12 protein-coding genes and 1 pseudogene are annotated in these 15,715 nt (G+C 55.2%); 5 read left to right on the forward strand and 8 right to left on the reverse strand.

Going from position 1 to position 15,715, the window contains the following annotated elements; genetic code table 11:
• The coding region (locus tag L880_RS0124750; protein WP_027477746.1) for an integrase core domain-containing protein at positions 1-291 on the forward strand (291 nt) is incomplete at its 5' end.
• Positions 292-317: 26 nt separating this feature from the next.
• Here L880_RS0124750 and L880_RS0124755 read toward each other — a convergent pair.
• The 5 genes and pseudogenes from L880_RS0124755 to L880_RS0124775 form a co-directional block, all read right to left on the reverse strand.
• Positions 318-830 (reverse strand): annotated as a pseudogene (locus tag L880_RS0124755) (DEAD/DEAH box helicase family protein); the annotation flags it as partial.
• 10 nt (positions 831-840) lie between these two features.
• Complete coding sequence (locus L880_RS33540; protein WP_051443588.1) at positions 841-2,988, reverse strand: site-specific DNA-methyltransferase; 2,148 nt, start codon at positions 2,986-2,988, stop codon at positions 841-843.
• 36 nt (positions 2,989-3,024) lie between these two features.
• Positions 3,025-4,689 carry a DUF262 domain-containing protein gene (locus L880_RS0124765; protein WP_027477929.1) on the reverse strand — a complete coding sequence of 555 codons (1,665 nt, stop codon included), beginning with the start codon at positions 4,687-4,689 and terminating at the stop codon, positions 3,025-3,027.
• A gap of 11 nt (positions 4,690-4,700) precedes the next feature.
• Positions 4,701-5,537, reverse strand: coding sequence for a DUF4391 domain-containing protein (locus L880_RS0124770; RefSeq protein ID WP_027477930.1), 837 nt, complete (start codon positions 5,535-5,537; stop codon positions 4,701-4,703).
• A complete protein-coding gene (locus tag L880_RS0124775; RefSeq protein ID WP_027477931.1) occupies positions 5,534-8,764 on the reverse strand; it encodes a helicase-related protein in 3,231 nt (1,076 codons plus the stop codon). Before L880_RS0124775 ends, L880_RS0124770 begins: the two co-directional genes overlap by 4 nt.
• An 839-nt stretch (positions 8,765-9,603) precedes the next feature.
• Between L880_RS0124775 and L880_RS36700 the strand changes: the two genes are divergently transcribed.
• Positions 9,604-9,729 (forward strand): hypothetical protein, encoded by a 126-nt coding sequence (locus tag L880_RS36700; protein ID WP_281174786.1) that lies wholly within the window; start codon positions 9,604-9,606, stop codon positions 9,727-9,729.
• A gap of 4 nt (positions 9,730-9,733) precedes the next feature.
• Here L880_RS36700 and L880_RS35910 read toward each other — a convergent pair whose 3' ends face one another.
• From L880_RS35910 to L880_RS0124785, 3 genes are all read right to left on the reverse strand, one after another.
• Positions 9,734-10,276 (reverse strand): hypothetical protein, encoded by a 543-nt coding sequence (locus tag L880_RS35910; protein ID WP_157463061.1) that lies wholly within the window; start codon positions 10,274-10,276, stop codon positions 9,734-9,736.
• Between the two features lie 113 nt (positions 10,277-10,389).
• On the reverse strand, positions 10,390-10,863 hold the full coding sequence (locus L880_RS0124780) for a hypothetical protein (RefSeq protein ID WP_157463062.1): 474 nt from the start codon (positions 10,861-10,863) through the stop codon (positions 10,390-10,392).
• A 126-nt stretch (positions 10,864-10,989) separates the two neighbouring features.
• Positions 10,990-11,766, reverse strand: coding sequence for a hypothetical protein (locus L880_RS0124785; RefSeq protein ID WP_157463063.1), 777 nt, complete (start codon positions 11,764-11,766; stop codon positions 10,990-10,992).
• A gap of 544 nt (positions 11,767-12,310) precedes the next feature.
• Here L880_RS0124785 and L880_RS0124790 point away from each other — a divergent pair.
• The 3 genes from L880_RS0124790 (at position 12,311) to L880_RS0124805 (ending at position 15,676) form a co-directional block, all read left to right on the forward strand.
• Positions 12,311-13,210 carry a carboxypeptidase-like regulatory domain-containing protein gene (locus L880_RS0124790; protein ID WP_157463064.1) on the forward strand — a complete coding sequence of 300 codons (900 nt, stop codon included), beginning with the start codon at positions 12,311-12,313 and terminating at the stop codon, positions 13,208-13,210.
• Positions 13,211-13,236: 26 nt separating this feature from the next.
• Positions 13,237-14,439, forward strand: a complete 1,203-nt coding sequence (locus L880_RS0124795; protein ID WP_027477935.1) for a tetratricopeptide repeat protein — start codon at positions 13,237-13,239, stop codon at positions 14,437-14,439.
• A gap of 50 nt (positions 14,440-14,489) precedes the next feature.
• Positions 14,490-15,676, forward strand: a protein-coding gene (locus L880_RS0124805; RefSeq protein ID WP_425389181.1) for an IS3 family transposase whose coding sequence is annotated in 2 segments (ribosomal slippage) — positions 14,490-14,745 and positions 14,745-15,676 — 1,188 coding nt in all. Because the reading frame shifts where the segments join, the coding sequence is not laid out codon by codon here.
• Positions 15,677-15,715 lie beyond the last annotated feature (39 nt).

A 15,715-nucleotide genomic window follows, 5' to 3' on the forward strand; every position in this document is an offset into this window, starting at 1 on the left:
CGCTACACCGAGCGGCTGGGCGAAGCGGGCATCGAGCCGTCGGTGGGCAGCAAGGGCGACAGCTATGACAACGCCCTGGCCGAGACCATCAACGGTCTCTACAAGGCCGAGCTCATCCATCGCCGAGCGCCTTGGAAGACGAAGGAGGCTGTGGAGTTCGCGACGCTCGAATGGGTGTCCTGGTTCAACCACCATCGCCTGCTCGAACCCATCGGGTACATCCCGCCCGCAGAAGCCGAGGCAAACTACTATCGGCAACTCGCCAGTCAGTCCACCGCGGTGGCGGTCTGACTTAAACCAAACAGCCTCCTTGAAAACCGGGGCGATTCATACTGAAAGAACTCGTAGCCTTTTGCACCTGGGTACAAGCTCTCGAAGTGCTCGCGGGTGATCTGCAGGGTCTTGTTGACGCCTTCCTTGATGGCCACCGAGGGCACCACCACCACAAACTTGGTGAAGCCATAGCGTTGGTTCAACTCGAATACCGTACGCAAATAGACGTAGGTCTTCCCCGTGCCGGTTTCCATCTCTACCGTGAAATCCAGCGCCTGCTTGGGGTTGAGTGGGTCAGATGGCTGCAACCCGTTGCGCAGCTGTACCTTCTGCAAGTTCTCGCTCAGCTCTTCGTCAACGAGTAGCTGCAAGGCGTTGCCAATGCCACCCTCGGCCGTGAACTGTTTGCCCTCGAAACTCTGTTGACCAGAATCAGCCAGCGCCTGTGCCGTGACGGTGAATACCGAGCGGCAAACCTCCTGCCCACGGAACAGATCGCAAACCGCCTCAATGGCGGCGGCCTGGTAAGGCAGGTCGGACTCGAAATGAAGTTTCATCCGGCTGTCCTCACAAGCTGCGCACCTGCTTGACGCCGTGCTGCTCCAAGATGGCGGCCAGATTGCTCTTTGCTACATCGTTCTCGAAAGCACTGTCACGGAATACCGCGGTGGTCTCCGTTGCCGTACCTTGTTGCTCGCGCCACTGGGCCATGCCTAAAGCCAAGGGCTCTGCATCTGCCACGCTGATGTGTTCTTCCAGACAGGCCAGCAAAGCGCCTTCACCTATGCTGCGGACTGTCTTGCCGGCGATCTGCCGCTGTTCGATGGGAACGCAAAGGTCCAAGCCCAGTTTCAGCAAGACTTCGTAGAGCACGTCGTCGTTGCTTCTTCCTGGCTCAATGTGCTCCAAGTTGGCAAGCAGGGAGCCGGCTAGATCGGTGGCATTTGGATTCCATGCCAGGATGTTGGAGTTGTCGAGCTTGAACACCCGGAAGCCGACATCGCCCTGCCACTCCGGTTTCCCCGTCTTAATTGCTGCTCCTGCCTTGCGAAGACGCTCTTTGGATAGTTCCGCAATGTTCAGTGGCTTTCCCAAGTCCTCGCAGTATTTCGCCGCGACCTTTTGCTGTTTGTCTTTCGGGTCGAGCGGCTCTGGGAGCTGAACAAGGATGTAGCGGCGATTCCCATTGTCTTCGCTATTCAGCCGCATAACAGCCTCTCCGGTTGTTCCACTACCGGCGAAGAAATCCAATACAACGGCATTCGTGTCGTCAGAGCTCGTGTATCGAATCAATCTGGCGATCTCATCCAAGTCTTTGGGGTTGTTGAATACCTTCTTTCCAAACAAATTTCGGAGAGACTTGACGGAAACTTGTGATTGCTTGTAGAAATAACTGCCGCGAACTTGATTTGCAAGTTCGTCTTCGCTGTCTTCTTCAGCCTCCGAAATATCTTCTATCAATTCGCTGGATTCATCTGCCTCTGTCTCTAATGGAATCGGTCTTATGTGAGATTTTCGGAGGGGCGGCTGCGTGTGATCTGCGCGAAATTCAATGATTCCAGCGTCAATACGACGCTTCATTTCCGTCCAAGTTGAGAACACCCAGCCCCGCTCAGGGACTTTACATGCCTTTCCCGTAACTGGATGAATCACATCATAAGTAGGGCCACCTCCTCCTGGCCATGAAATATTGTCATCACGCCAAGGGCCATATGAATCAACTCGTTTGTATCGACTCCATTTTTTAGAGGGATGATTTTTAGGTAGTTGCGCAAACCACGTTTGAAGTTCACTTTCGATTTCTTTATCGTCGGCCCCATGTTTGGATCGAAGCTTCAAGTATTGGTCCCAAATTTCTCGTGCTCCGGGCTTTTCCTCCCGCCAGATTACGTTTCTGCCACGAAGAAAATCCTGTGATTTTGCGTAGACGAGAACATACTCATGACCGTTTGAGAAGAACTTTGCATCATTCTTACGCCCCTTCTCCCACGTGAGGCACGATAGAAAATTTTCTTCCCCGTAAATTTCATCCATAACAGTGCGAAGATTCGTAATCTCATGCTCATCAATGCTCACCAGAATCACTCCATCGGGAGTCAATAGCGTCCTCGCTAAACGTAAGCGCGGATAAATCATGTTCAGCCAGTCAGTATGAAAGCGCCCACTGGCTTCGGTGTTTTTGAGTGACGCTAATGAGCTAACCTTTTCCCCGTTAATATCACGCCACCCCATCAACTGTTGATAGTTTGCGATGTTGTCTTTGAAGTTATCCGCATAAACAAAGTCTTTCCCCGTGTTGTAGGGAGGATCGATGTAAATCACACGAACCTGACCTCCGTCTCTGCCATAGCTCTTTTGCAGCAGCTTGAGCACTTCGAGGTTGTCGCCTTCGATCATCAGGTTCTGCGTGGTGTCCCAGTCCACGCTCTCATCAGGCGCTGGTCGCAAGGTGCCCGTGCTGGGAGTCAAGGCAATTTGCCGCGCCTTGCGCTTGCCATGCCAGTTCAACCCGTACTTTTCTTCAGAGTCTGCGGCGGTGGCATCACCAATGAGGTTCTTCAGCACTTCCACGTTGAGGGTCGCAGTGGTCTTGCCGCCTTGCGTAGTTTCGGTCAGCAGCTCAGGAAACATGGCCTTGAGCTTGGCGATGTTGTCAGCGATGAGGTCTGCGCTTTGCGCTTCTGGCGAATGTGCTTCGATTTTTTGGATGCTCATTGATGTGTCTCGTGATAGGTTCTGGCAGCGTGCGTCTTAGACGATCAACCAGGCGAACTTGGCTGCGATCAGGTTCTGGCGCTCAGCAATGAAGTCTTCAAACCGGTCCATGTTCCACAAATTTTTGTCCTTGGGGATGAGGTGGAGACTCAGGTAGTCATCGTCTTTGTCTTTGAACCAGTCGGCAGGTGGGATGTCGCTCTTTCCCCCTGCTCCGTTCTCTGCTCGGGTCAGCAGCATGCAATTCGCCAGCTGGTTGCGGGCGTCGTCGCGGTACTTCATCACCGGACGTCCGGTTTGAGGGCTCGTGACCTTCACCGCCTTCAGCCGGCTTTGAGGAAACACGTGGTCCACCTGTGGCAGGTTGTTGTCGTAGGCCGGGGTGTGGCTGAATGCGGGATACCAAAGGTTCAAGATCAGGTGGATGGTCTTGGAGCCGTAACCCATCTCGAAAAACCGATCCTTGGTGATTTCGAGGCTGCGGTTTTGAGAGCGAATCACAGTGAAACCCTCATCCGCATCAAAGCGTTCGATCTCCTTGAAGCGTTTGACAAGGGCATCGATGACCCGGTCAGACTGTCCACTGAAGGCGCCAGCTAGAAGTGTGCGTACCAAGAAGGTATCGACTTGCTTGGCGGAGGCCCAGCCGCTCGGGTAGTGGTGACGAACGTAGATCAGTGGGATCAAGGCCAGGTAGGACGGCAAGGCTTTGTCGCACTGGATGTACGTTTTGCTTCTGACGAAGTCGGCTACTGCCTTGATGGACGCACTCAATTCATCCCACTTTTCTTCGATTTCTTCGCGCACTCCAGGTTTGCGGAACTTGGACACTTCGTATTGCGCACCTTGATTCAGCAAGACCAAGCAGGTCTTGAGGACGAAGTCGCGGTCAAATGCAAAACCGTGCCGGTTTAGTTCATCCAATAGCTCTTCCATGCGGTTGTCCGCCACATCCCAGGTGGCGTTGAGCAATGAGAACAGCAGATCCGACTTTTCCAGCTTGGTGCCACCTGAGTTGGCGCGAATGAAGACCTCAACCACATCGTCTTCTGTGTAGAGGTCTGGGTTGTCGATGCTGTCGAGTTCCTGGTAAGTGATGGATTCATCCATCTTGAATGTGCGATCAACTAGATCAAGGTTGCCTTCGATCTTGTCTTTCTCCTCATCGGTGAAAGCACGACCAGCTTTGGCTTCCATGTCCTGAATCAACTCGCGCTTCTTTCGCGTCGTGAAAACCAGGTCTTTGAACTTGACCCACGGGAAGCCAGTGGCCGCACTCTGCCGAAACTCGAATCGGTACTTGATATCGTCGGGCAGTGCTGCGGTGCCACTCAGCACATCGAAATGAAGTTCCCGCCCAGAGAAACTGCCGCACAGACCGATGTACAGGCTCTGCAGGCGTTGCTGGCCATCGAGCACCAAACACTTTTTCTTGCTGTCTTCTGGTACGTAGAAGCTGCTCAGTTTGAGTGTGCTGGACCAGTTGTCGATGAACTTGCGGCGACGAATGCCACTGGTCGTTTTCCACACAAGCAAAGTGCTGATGGGGTACTCGCGCAAGATCGAATCAAATAGGCGGCAGATCTGCTCCTCGCCCCAAACAAAGGGGCGTTGGATGTTGGGTAGCCAAAAGCCGCCGTCTTCATCCGAGTTGTTCAAGAAACCGACGATCTTGCGAATGGTTTGCTTTTGATTCTTCATGCTTGTACTTCTTAAAGACTGTTGGCAGCTTGCTGGCGTTCAGCCATCAATGCCTTGATTTCGAGATTGACTGCGACTTGGCGAGCCATCTGTTTTTCTTTGCTGGCGGCTGCTCGCAAGCTGCTGATCTGTGCATCCAGCTCATGACAGCGGCGCAAGGCTGCGCGGCGGGCGGTAGCCTGCTGTGGGCTGACGCATTCAAAGCGACCGGTGACAGCGGCGGCTTGCCATGCACAGAGCGTGTCCATCCACCCTTGGTACAGGGCCAGCAGATCAGTGCGTGGTTGCTTGTTGATGGGCAAGGCACCCATGAAGGCGTTCAAGGTTGCAGCATCAGCCGTGGGCGCTGTGCCCGACCCATTGCGCACAAAGGTGCTTTGGATCAACTCTCCGTCGAGAACGGTTTTGTCGGCTTCCTTTTGCGCCCAGCGGATATGCACCATCGAAAGGTACAGCTGAGCCTCGTCATCCAAGACCATCAGCACGGGGTAGGGAATGGCGCGGTGCACCAGCTCGGCGACGCGCGCAGTGCTCGATGAAACTCTGGCTACCTTCACGTCAAGCTGGCTGCCTTGTCGAAGGCGGACGTTCAGCACGGCCAATTCGAGGTAGCTGCGCACTTCGTCCTGGTACGCCGGAATGCCCGCATTGCTGGGCTTGAGGGCTGCAACCCATGCGACCTCTTCAATCTGCTCTTGCAAGAGCTTGCGGTCCGCGCTGGTGGCCGTACCGCGAGAGGTCAGGTTTTCGGCCAACATCTTCTTGGGGATGCGCTGGCCGACGCTGGCCTCGGCAGGCAAGCGCAGTGCCGAAATCAGTTGCTCTGAGGACAGGTCCACTCCATTCATGCGGTTTGTTCCGCACCCGTGCCGGGCAAGATCACCATGTAGGCCAGCACCTCGAAGTCATTGGAGCCCGCGAACTCGCCCTTCATGGCGTGTGTGCCGCCCGGCGAAAACAGGCTGGCCACGGCGCGTTCTTCAGACTTGCCGACGATGGATGCCACGCTGGCGGACAACAGCTTTTGGGTGTGGCGCATGTCTTCGCCATGCTTGGTGGCACGGTCGAATCGGGCGCTGGCAGAAGCGTCTGGCAGGTCACGCCCCAAGGCTATGCGCTTGAGCCTGTCGAGCGTTGTTTTTGCCTGGGTGTAGGGCAAAAGTACGGTGCCGTCGTCACTCGCGTGCACCAAGTAGTGCGGTGCCAAAGGGTAGCTGGGGTCGATGGCCTTCTCGGCCGCCGAGTCTTCAGCGCGCAGGCAGAAGATCACGCCAGGCGGAATGTCCACGTCGTTGCTAGTGGCCACGGCAAACGCGCCCATCGGCAGGCCGTCCAGCTTGCCGGGGTGCAGTTTGTTGAACTCGGCCAGGTCGATGCGGAAGTCGGTCAGCGTCAGGTCGGTGATGGCGACGCCGCTGGACAGGTCCTCCAGATCGATGACGCTGTCTTGCATCTTCAACAACTGGTTGCGGCGGTACTCCAGGTCGTTCATCTGGTTGCCGGACTGTTGTTCGATGATGTTCTCTTCGCCGGTGGCGGAGATGTCCAAGAGCACCATTCGGCCACTGACGCGCTGCTCCAGGTTGATGTATTCCTCCAGCTCCATGTTGGGCCAGAAGTTCACCAGTTGAATGCAGGTGTTGCGCGAGCCGATGCGATCAATGCGTCCGAACCGCTGGATGATGCGAACTGGGTTCCAGTGGATGTCGTAGTTCACCAGCCAGTCGCAGTCTTGAAGGTTCTGGCCTTCGCTGATGCAGTCGGTGGCGATCAGCAAGTCCAACTCGCCTTCGTGAGCCAAGTCTTCGGGCCGCTCTTTCGAGCGAGGCGAGAAGGCCATCAGGATGCTGCTGAGGTCGCGGCGCAGTGGCAAGGTGGATTGGTTGCGGCCCGAGCCAGTGACCAAGGCACTCTCGATGCCTAACTCAGACTTGGCCCAGCCAGACAGTTGCTCGTAGAGGTAGGTAGCCGTGTCTGCGAACGCGGTGAAGATGATCACCTTGCGGTTGCCTGCGTTGATCGGTTTCTTGCACTTGTTGGCGATCAGGTCACGCAGGCGGAGCAGCTTGTCATCGCGCACGGCGCTAACCTGTTCTGCTGCCGCGTACAAGGTGGCGAGCCGGTTGCGGTCTTCGATGAGGTCTTGTTTCCAACGTACCAAGTCCACGTCGCTGAGCAGCACCTTGACCTTGCGGCCCACGAGCAAGGATTCAAAGGTGGGGTCGTCAACGTCCACATCGACGATGTCGAGTTCTTCGATCTCTGCGGGGTGCGAATCAATCCGGGCCAAAGTGGCTTCCACATCTTCCAACTGGCGATGTACCGTGAGTGCGAAAGACGAGACGGCGCTCTCCATGCGCTTGAGCACGTTGACGCGCAGCAGGTGAATCAAGCTCTCTTCACGGTCCACTTGCCGGAAGAAGCTTTCGCCACCACGAATCTGGGTGCTGTACTTCTGGTCGTAGGCTTCCTGCCTATGCGATAGCACGTAGCGCAACGGGGCGTAAGCAGCAAGGTTGAGGCGGCGAATCTCAAGGTTGATTTCGCGGATGGATCGGAACTCGCCCGCTCGGTCCACATCTGCCTTGATGTTGATGGGGGGCAGCCGATCTGGGAAGCGACCGGTTTCAGCCGTGCCGTAATACCGCTCGATGTGCCTGCGTGAACGGGCAATGGTCAGGTGGTCGAGCAAGGCGAAGTAATCGAAGCCCAGCATTTCGACCAATAGCGCGGGCGTTTTTTCTTCGTTGGGCAGTTCCAACCAGCGGTTGAAGGCCTTCTGCGCGCGGCGGGTGGTGCTGTCTATGCTGGCAATGCCGTGGTCGAACAGGGCTGTGTCATCGCCTTCGGTGACAAAGGCGATCTGATTTCTCAGGTCTGCCAGACGGTTGTTGACCGGGGTGGCTGAGAGCATCAGCACGCGCGTCTTAACGCCTTCGCGGATGATCTTGCGCATCAGGCGATCGTACCGGGTCTCACGTCCCTTGTTGGCAGCCTTGTTGCGAAAGTTGTGCGACTCGTCGATGACCACCAGATCGTAGTTGCCCCAGTTCACATGGGACAGGTCGATGTCACCGGATAGACCACCGTCGCGCGTCAGGTCGGTGTGATTGAGGACGTCGTAATTGAAACGGTCCGACGCCAGGACATTGCGTTTGTCGTTGGCTTTGTAGAGTGTCCAGTTGTCGCGCAAGCGTTTGGGGCACAACACGAGTACGCGGTCATTGCGCAGCTCGCTGTACTTGATGATGGCCAAGGCCTCGAAGGTCTTGCCCAGGCCCACACTGTCGGCGATGATACAGCCGCCGAAGCGTTCCAGCTTGTCGATGGCTCCCACCACGCCGTCACGCTGGAACTTGTACAGCTTCTTCCAGACCACTGTGTTGCGGATGCCCGTGGCGGATTTGACGATGCGCTCTTCGTCCATACCCTCGCCGTTGGAGGCAAAGAGATGCTGGAGCATGAGCGTGTAGACGCTGGTGGCATCCCTGTGAGTGCTCAGCTCCTTCACCGAAGCGATCAGGGCGGCCTTGGCTTCTGGCTGATCTTTGAGGGCTCCCCACTGCATGTCGAACCATTGGCTCAGCATCTGGGCCTCTGCCGGGCTCTCGGACGTTTGAATCAGGCTCAGCGGGTTGCCCGGCGTAATGCCAAGGCCTTCTGTGCTGAAGGCGAACGAGCCCAACACGGCTTGCTGTGCAGTACCTTGGTCATCTCGCAAGACCATGGTGCCTTGGGGAATGGCACCAGATGCATGTCGAACCTGTGCCTTGGCATCAAGCCACGCAGCAAACTTACGGGCGAGCCAGGGTGCTTGAAGCTTGTTGCGGGCGGCCCGGTCTGCCCTGCTTCCCAGCAGTTCCAGCTGTTCGTGAACACTGACCAAGCCGTCTTTGAATCGGTGCGCGGGAACAACCAAACGTGCATTGGCCAGACGGGGTACGTCGGCCAAGACTTCAGCAAACGCGAACAACGAGAAGGACGGCGACACAACGTCCAATTGGTGGTTGTGCTTCAACCACGGGCGAACAAGATCCACGACACGATCTGTGCCCGCATTGCTGACGAACTTCATGTGGCGATCCCCTCCCCCGCAGCTTTTTACAACATTATCTTCGCCGACCTACCCAACCTTATCGAGCCCAGTGAAACTATTTGATTTCACCAACCACGTTGAATTCAGAAGCAAGAAATGCTGGGCATCAGCCTGCATCCCAGACACCTCCTGTGAAATGGCATTTTTAGAGGTAGACATGCCAAAAACGAGAAGACCACCTACGGAAAAATGCACCTGGGAATCAGTGAGATCAGTCAGACGAATGGGGATCAATGTTCACGCACATAGCGAGTGACTTCACCCCTGAGCAATGGCGTACTGCGAGGCTCGGTCAAGTGACCTGCCCCGGGGAATTTGGGGATGAAGCGTTAGAAACGCTGGAATGAATCAGCACAACAACTACTGCGTGCGAACCCAGCCTCGATAGGCTTAGCTTCGAAACATGCAAGAACAGCTCGAATTTCGCGCCAATCGAGAGCCCAAACGGGCTAAAAGAAAACGCCCGCCAAAGTGACAACCTTGGCGGGCGTTAGTGCATGTGGTGGAGCTGGGGGGATTTGAACCCTCGTCCGCGCCAATACCAGTGCGGGTCTCAAGCAATCGGTGTGATTCCTGTGTGAATGGAAGATCATGCGACACTTCATGCAAGCCATCGCCAGTAGATCTGCTTAGCTTCGTTGGGTCAGCTTCGCACTCCCCTTGTTGCCACAGCGCAGCCCGCTCTCGTAAACGTGCATGTTCCGATCAACTCAACCAGCAGATTCGATCCAAACCTGCCACCAATTCCGATTCGATCCAGCCACTTCAGAGACTGCATCCCACTGGGACACCGCCTGATACGATGTCCGAGAGCGGTCATGAGCCACCGCTGGTGGGATCGAGAAGCAGATATTCGACGCGAAAGCTCAGCCGATGGCAAAAATCTTAGCTTTTTGGCGGTCGGCTGGAGCGTGATGTGGGATAAGACACGACTCGCTGCCTGAAGGCCTATTCCTTTGCGGTAGGCTTTGCGTCGGGTGCCAGACTCCCAGGATTTCGAATGTTTGGCGCGACCTTCTTCAACTCCTGGAGAAGCTTGGATTCGTCTACACGCCATATTGACCCGTCGTTTAAACGTACGCGCCGTACGTAAGCAATACCGGTAAATACATCCTCGTCTCGGAACCCTATTGAACCATCTGAACTACTCTGTCCAGGCAACAACGGTGACCAATTTGCGCTGTTGGTTCCTTGCACAATAAAACGGCTCCCGATAAGCCGCTCATCGAAGGCATCGTACTTCAGCATCACAATCTCCAGTGCGACGATTGGTTGCTGCGAAGTATTTCTCCAAGAGTAATTTGCTATAAATCGCGTGTCAGTCGACAAGCCTCTTCCTCTATCACGATCCTCATTCGCAAACGAAAAGTTTGTTATTTCCACATAAGGGCTAATATTAACAGTGTAAGCCTTTCGGTCTGCATAATTTTGGGCCGCTCCAGATTCCCCCGCCAAAACAGCGAGGACTATAGTAAAAAACAATTTTTTCATTATTTCTCCTTGAACTTATGCATGCCTTATTTCACGAAAATCAGCAGAGGACACAACGTTTAATCTGAGCCGCGAGCGGTGCCTTCCCGACGCGAGTCGGCTCGAACGAATGGTTAGCCCTCACGTCCCACATCCTCGGCGTACTTTGGCGCGCCAATTCCGCGATAGCCTGTACTGGTCGTCGACTTGCAAGCAGGGCAGGTCATGAAAACCCACCCATCTTTCGGCGCAGGATTAAGGATTACCCGCTTACGGTTGTGGAAGCAATTGGTACACAGGTAGTGTGGCTCTTCGCCCTGTGCATGGCTCGTCTTCAAAGCATAGACCTGTGCCGCGCCGCGCCATGGACTCGCCAGCGCATACCGCGGCTCTTGTTTGTCCCAGTCGCCAACGGACTTTAGCTGGGACTCCAACTCGCGGACTCGTTCCTGCAATTCAAACTGCGCGCTGGTCGCTTCAAGCGCACTACTTTGAGCAGCAAGCAACGCGCGCTGAATATCAATGACCTTGCCCTGAATCTCTGCAGTGGTTTTGAGATCAAAAATTGCCTTGGTTATGTCAGTCGCAGCTTTCAGGCTGCCAATCATGGCTTGAACTGCTGTCACGTCCATTGAAAATCCGATCTGATTGAGGGCTAACTTTGAATCAACCGGCACTACGCGACTTTATCGCGCAGCGTCCAGCGACCGAAGGGTGCGGGGTCGAGCGCCCTGTTAGGTAGTTGATGTATCGCTGTCTTGCATGTTGCTTAACACTGCAATGATGCGAGCACCCATGTCTAGCGCTTCTTCCGCGTAGCCGGGTGGCAGCAGTTGCGCATGAATTGCGGCGCTACACACTTTATTGACATAGGAAATTGAGTTTTCCATGTAATGTAGTTCTGGTCTGGTGTCGATGAGCTCTCGGGCAAGCTGTGGTAATCCCATTAGCCTTACGGGGCGATCACCGAACTTTTTTACTTTAGTGCGCTTGTTAAGAATGGAACGCAGCAGGTACTCAATTCGAATGCGAGTACGGGCGAGAGACATTATGGTGTCTTCATCTTCAAGAATCAGTTCACTCTTAATATCTTCAATTACTTGACTACTCTCTGACGGCGTCCACTGCTCTAGTTCCTGTTTCGCCTTCTGCGCAGCCAATTCACCAGGAAGGTTTACTGTGACGTGGTTCGATTGATTTGAAATGGTGCTGATACTCGAAGCCATGACCGCAAAATTGTTCTGAACTTGCTCACGTAACTGCTTCACCTCTTCCTTTGCGTGCTGTACGTCACGCTCCAGCTCCAACAGCTTCCCGATCTTGACCTTCTTAAAGAACGGAAGGAAGATAAAAAATAGCCAGAGAAATAGATACGTTCCTTCGGTAGCAGTCATAGGCGAAGATGGTGGGAATCCCATCTTCACAACAAACCCGAGAAGAAAGTAGAAAGAGATCAGCCAAGAAAATGCGGGAAGAGCCCAGGCTGGCATAGTGTAGTTGTTAGCGCCCATGAAAAATGCTTAATGTAATGTAGACCGTACCAAGCAGCAGACCATATCTGGTGGGCTCGGTGCAAATTAGCACAGAAAAAAATCAGAAAGAAGCTTGTAGCTTAGAATTCCGATATGTATGCCGTACAAAAATACAGTACCAAATTCAGCCATGCCCCCTCCTATATTTCGCGCCACACGGTTGCCGGATCAGGTCCGTGAGCGAATTCGTTACAAACACTATAGCCTGCGCATCGCGCAGGCCTATGCGCAATCAGTGCCCAAGTTCGTGAGATAGTACAATTTGTGGCATCTGCGATACATAGGGTAGCAGAAAATCGAAGGCTTTCTAGCCATGTTGGTCAACGAGCGGCGGGTACCTGCCAGAGGTGGTCGGGACACTCAACAATCTGGGACCTCTCAGCCGCGATGAAAACCGCCACGCCGAGGCCCGCTAGCAGTTCGAAGTGGCGCTGAAAATCTATCGATCATTCACTGCCAATTCGACTGACGCGTTTGTCAAAGAAATTGCGCGCACTGACAGACACCTCAAAACATTAATTCCATGAACAAAAAGCAGCAAGAGCCAGCATCAAGAGTTACGACACCTGCGACAGCTCGAAAAGTTCGCACGAGAGCCAAGCGAGCACCAATGATTGCAGTACTGGCCTCAGCAACCATCGTTCTTGTACTTCTTGGCTCTTTGATGCATTTCGCGCCGATGTTGGCACTGCTGGGCTTGGTCGGCCATCTTTGGTATGTGCTTTTGGTTGCGCTTGGGCTGACTGCTGGAATTTTGGTATTTGCCGTGAACAAATCCTGGGCGAGCTATTCCGGTCAGGCCCTCGGCGGCAAGCTGGAACTTAGCGGGCCAGTGGTGGTGATGTTCGTTTTAGTTATTTTGGGGTTTTGGCTTGTCCCCGCTCCCGCCACGTCTTTCGACGTTGCAGTCTTTCTTGAACCGAAGTTAGATGAGCGCTTAGGGCGCTTGCCTCAGGGGCGAGAATGGGTTTCCCTTGAGCTAGGTGAGGATAGAAAGCGGGAGGTCGTCGATGAAAAAGGTATTGCGCGCTTCATCGGGGTGCCTTCTAATTTGCGTGCGGTTGGAGTGGTTGCCATGTTGGATTCGGAATCTCGGGAGTTAGTCGATCCGAACAAGAAGCTGAAGATTGGTGATGGACCACTTCATCTTGCAGTTCGCGTCAAAAGCATTCCATTTTCAGGAACCATTCTGGACGAACATGGACAGCCGATTATTGCAGCGCAGGTTTCCGTTCGTGGAACCTCAGTTGCAACGGATGCCAATGGGCACTTCGAGATGCCTGTTAGGGCCGATCTACCTGAGACTGACCGATCTGTGGACGTCTTGGCATCGGGCTTTCAAAGCTACCGCGCCGCCTTTACCCCCGGCAGCAATGAGTTGCGAGTGCAGCTGACCCGCGTTACGGCTGTTACCAAGCCATGAGAGCCGCTGCCCTCGTCGGCGTTTGTATGATCGCGTTGGGTTGTGCCCCTGGGGCACATGCAGCGGCCACGCTGACCGGGATCGTGGTGCAAGACCGCATGAATGGACCTGCTGTGGGGCGAGTGCCGATTTCTGCTCCGGGGGTGACACCGACCAGCAGTGGTAATGATGGGGTTTTCGTGCTTCGCTTTCCACAAGCCGGACCCGGCGACGAGGTCAGCATCCATGCCGGAGACAAGGCTTGGGCTGTCGTCAACGACGAAGCGCTGAGCCTGCGCCTGCCCAGCGCGGGTGGCATCGGCAAATGGCAGTTGACCATCGTGGTAGCCACTCCGGTCGAGCGCATGCGCCGAAGAGGCGAACTATACGGACTGGTCTTTCGGGAAGCTGTTGAACAACAGTATCAAAGTAAGCTGAATGAGCTGAATTTACGGCTGCAACTGACCGAGCAAGAGCGCGCACGCGAGCGCGAGCGGCTAGAGCGGGAAGTACAGACCGCACGGGCGCTGAGCCAGGATGCCTCCAAGCGCATCGCTGAGGCCACGCCAGAAGAGGCCGGAAGCTTATACAAGAAGGCGTTGGCCTTGTTCAGTCAGGGGCAAGTTGAGCAGGCCCTGCTTGCGCTCTCGGATGAGCAACTGGAGCGGGAAAACAAAGCCCTGCAAGCGAAAGAGGCTCAACTCGTCAGCGCCTGGCAGCTCAAGGCACAGATGCTGGTCACGAGGCTAGACTTTGAGGGAGCAGCAAAGGCTCAAGACACCGCTACACGCATCGCACCGGGGTCATTCAATGCTTGGTTTGGCTACGCCTGGTTCAACCAAGAGCGCAATGACTTCCAAGCGGCGCGCAAAGGATACGAACGCGCGTTGCAGTTGGCACGTGAAGCTTCCAAGGCCAGCGATGTCGCCATGACGCTAAATAACCTGGGCAATCTCAGCCGCGCTGAAAACCGCCATGCTGAGGCCCGCCAGCACTACGAAGAGGCGCTCAAGCTGTGCCGCGAACTGGCCCGCACCAACCCGGCGGCATACCTCCCGCATGTGGCCGGGGGGCTCAACAACCTGGGAGTGCTCAGCCGCGACGAAAACCGCCCCGCCGAGGCCCGCCAGTTGTACCAAGAGGCACTCAAGCTGTACCGAGAACTGGCTCGCAGTACCCCGGCGGTGTACCTGTCGGGCATGGCCCTGACGCTCAACAATGAGGTTGCCCTCGAATTTCGGAGTTCATAGCTCAGCCCGGAGAATGCCGGGAAAGGACAGAAGAGATGAACGCTGGAGTGATGAGCAGAGCCAAGTACACCTTGGAGTTCAAGCAAGAAGCTGTCAGGCAAGTCAAGGCCGGACGACCAGCCTCCGTGGTGGCAAAGACCTTGGGCATGCCCAGCGCTAGCTTGACCAACTGGGTTCGGGCAGACGCAAAGGGGCAGCTTGGGGTATCGGCAGATGGCAAGCCCGCAGCAGTGGTGAGCCCTGAACAGGCAGAGATTGCCCGACTGAAGGCAGAAGTTGCACGCCTGAAGATGGAGCGAGATATTGCAAAAAAAGCGGCGGCGTACTTTGCACAGGATGTGCTGCAAAGTACGCCTGGATTCAATCGATGAGGCAACGCTGGCCGATCACGCTGATGTGCGAGGTCCTGCAAGTCAGCCCCAGTGGATATTTCAGTTGGGACCGGGCTGGCAAGAGTGGCCACGATGGGCCCACGCGGTTTCACAGCGACGAGGCTGTGCTCGCCCATATGCGAGCCATCCATGCCGAGGTCAAGGGTGAATATGGCTGGCCACGCATGCACAAGGAGCTGTCAGTCAGGGGCATCCGAGTCGGCAAAGACCGGGTACGCAAGCTGATGCAACAACACGGCATCCGAGCTAAGACGAAGCGCAAATTCGTGGTCACCACCGATAGCAGACACCGTTTGCCGGTGGCAGCCGATTTGGTCCAGCGACAGTTCACTCCACCAGCACCCAACCAACTGTGGAGCGGCGACATCACGTATATCGCCACGGACGAGGGGTGGCTGTACCTGGCAGCAGTGCTGGACCTGCACAGTCGTCAGGTGGTGGGCTGGAGCCTGCAAACGCACATGCAAACTAGCCTGGTCAAGGATGCGTTGCTGATGGCCTGTTGGCGTCGCCGACCTGCCAGGGGCCTGATCTTTCACAGCGATAGGGGCAGTCAATATTGCAGCGATGATTTCCAACGGACACTCAAGGGCCGGGGCATTGTCAGTTCAATGAGTCGCAAGGGGAATTGCTGGGATAACGCCCCTACCGAGAGCCTTTGGGGACATTTGAAAACAGCGTGTGTTCATGGTCAAAAATTCGCGACCAGAGCTCAAGCAAGGCAGGTGATTTTGGAATGGATCGGGTTCTACAACCATTCCCGACTACATTCGACATTGGGCTACATGAGCCCTATGCAGTACGAAAAACGCTGGTTGGCGGCGCAGCAAAAATCTGCCGCTTGAAGACCGGTTATGCACTCCGATTTTCAGGGGCAACCTCAC

Origin of the sequence: Curvibacter gracilis ATCC BAA-807 (assembly GCF_000518645.1) — a bacterium.
Classification (GTDB): Bacteria; Pseudomonadota; Gammaproteobacteria; order Burkholderiales; family Burkholderiaceae_C; genus Curvibacter; species Curvibacter gracilis.

Excerpts from the sequence above, each read along its gene's own strand:
- L880_RS0124770 (WP_027477930.1), bottom strand. The coding sequence starts at position 5,537 with ATGAATGGAGTGGACCTGTCCTCAGAGCAACTGATTTCGGCACTGCGC.
- L880_RS0124765 (WP_027477929.1), bottom strand. The coding sequence starts at position 4,689 with ATGAAGAATCAAAAGCAAACCATTCGCAAGATCGTCGGTTTCTTGAAC.
- L880_RS36700 (WP_281174786.1), top strand. The coding sequence starts at position 9,604 with ATGAGCCACCGCTGGTGGGATCGAGAAGCAGATATTCGACGCGAAAGC.
- L880_RS35910 (WP_157463061.1), bottom strand. The coding sequence starts at position 10,276 with ATGAAAAAATTGTTTTTTACTATAGTCCTCGCTGTTTTGGCGGGGGAA.
- L880_RS33540 (WP_051443588.1), bottom strand. The coding sequence starts at position 2,988 with ATGAGCATCCAAAAAATCGAAGCACATTCGCCAGAAGCGCAAAGCGCA.
- L880_RS0124785 (WP_157463063.1), bottom strand. The coding sequence starts at position 11,766 with ATGGGCGCTAACAACTACACTATGCCAGCCTGGGCTCTTCCCGCATTT.
- L880_RS0124780 (WP_157463062.1), bottom strand. The coding sequence starts at position 10,863 with ATGATTGGCAGCCTGAAAGCTGCGACTGACATAACCAAGGCAATTTTT.
- L880_RS0124795 (WP_027477935.1), top strand. The coding sequence starts at position 13,237 with ATGATCGCGTTGGGTTGTGCCCCTGGGGCACATGCAGCGGCCACGCTG.
- L880_RS0124790 (WP_157463064.1), top strand. The coding sequence starts at position 12,311 with ATGAACAAAAAGCAGCAAGAGCCAGCATCAAGAGTTACGACACCTGCG.
- L880_RS0124775 (WP_027477931.1), bottom strand. The coding sequence starts at position 8,764 with ATGAAGTTCGTCAGCAATGCGGGCACAGATCGTGTCGTGGATCTTGTT.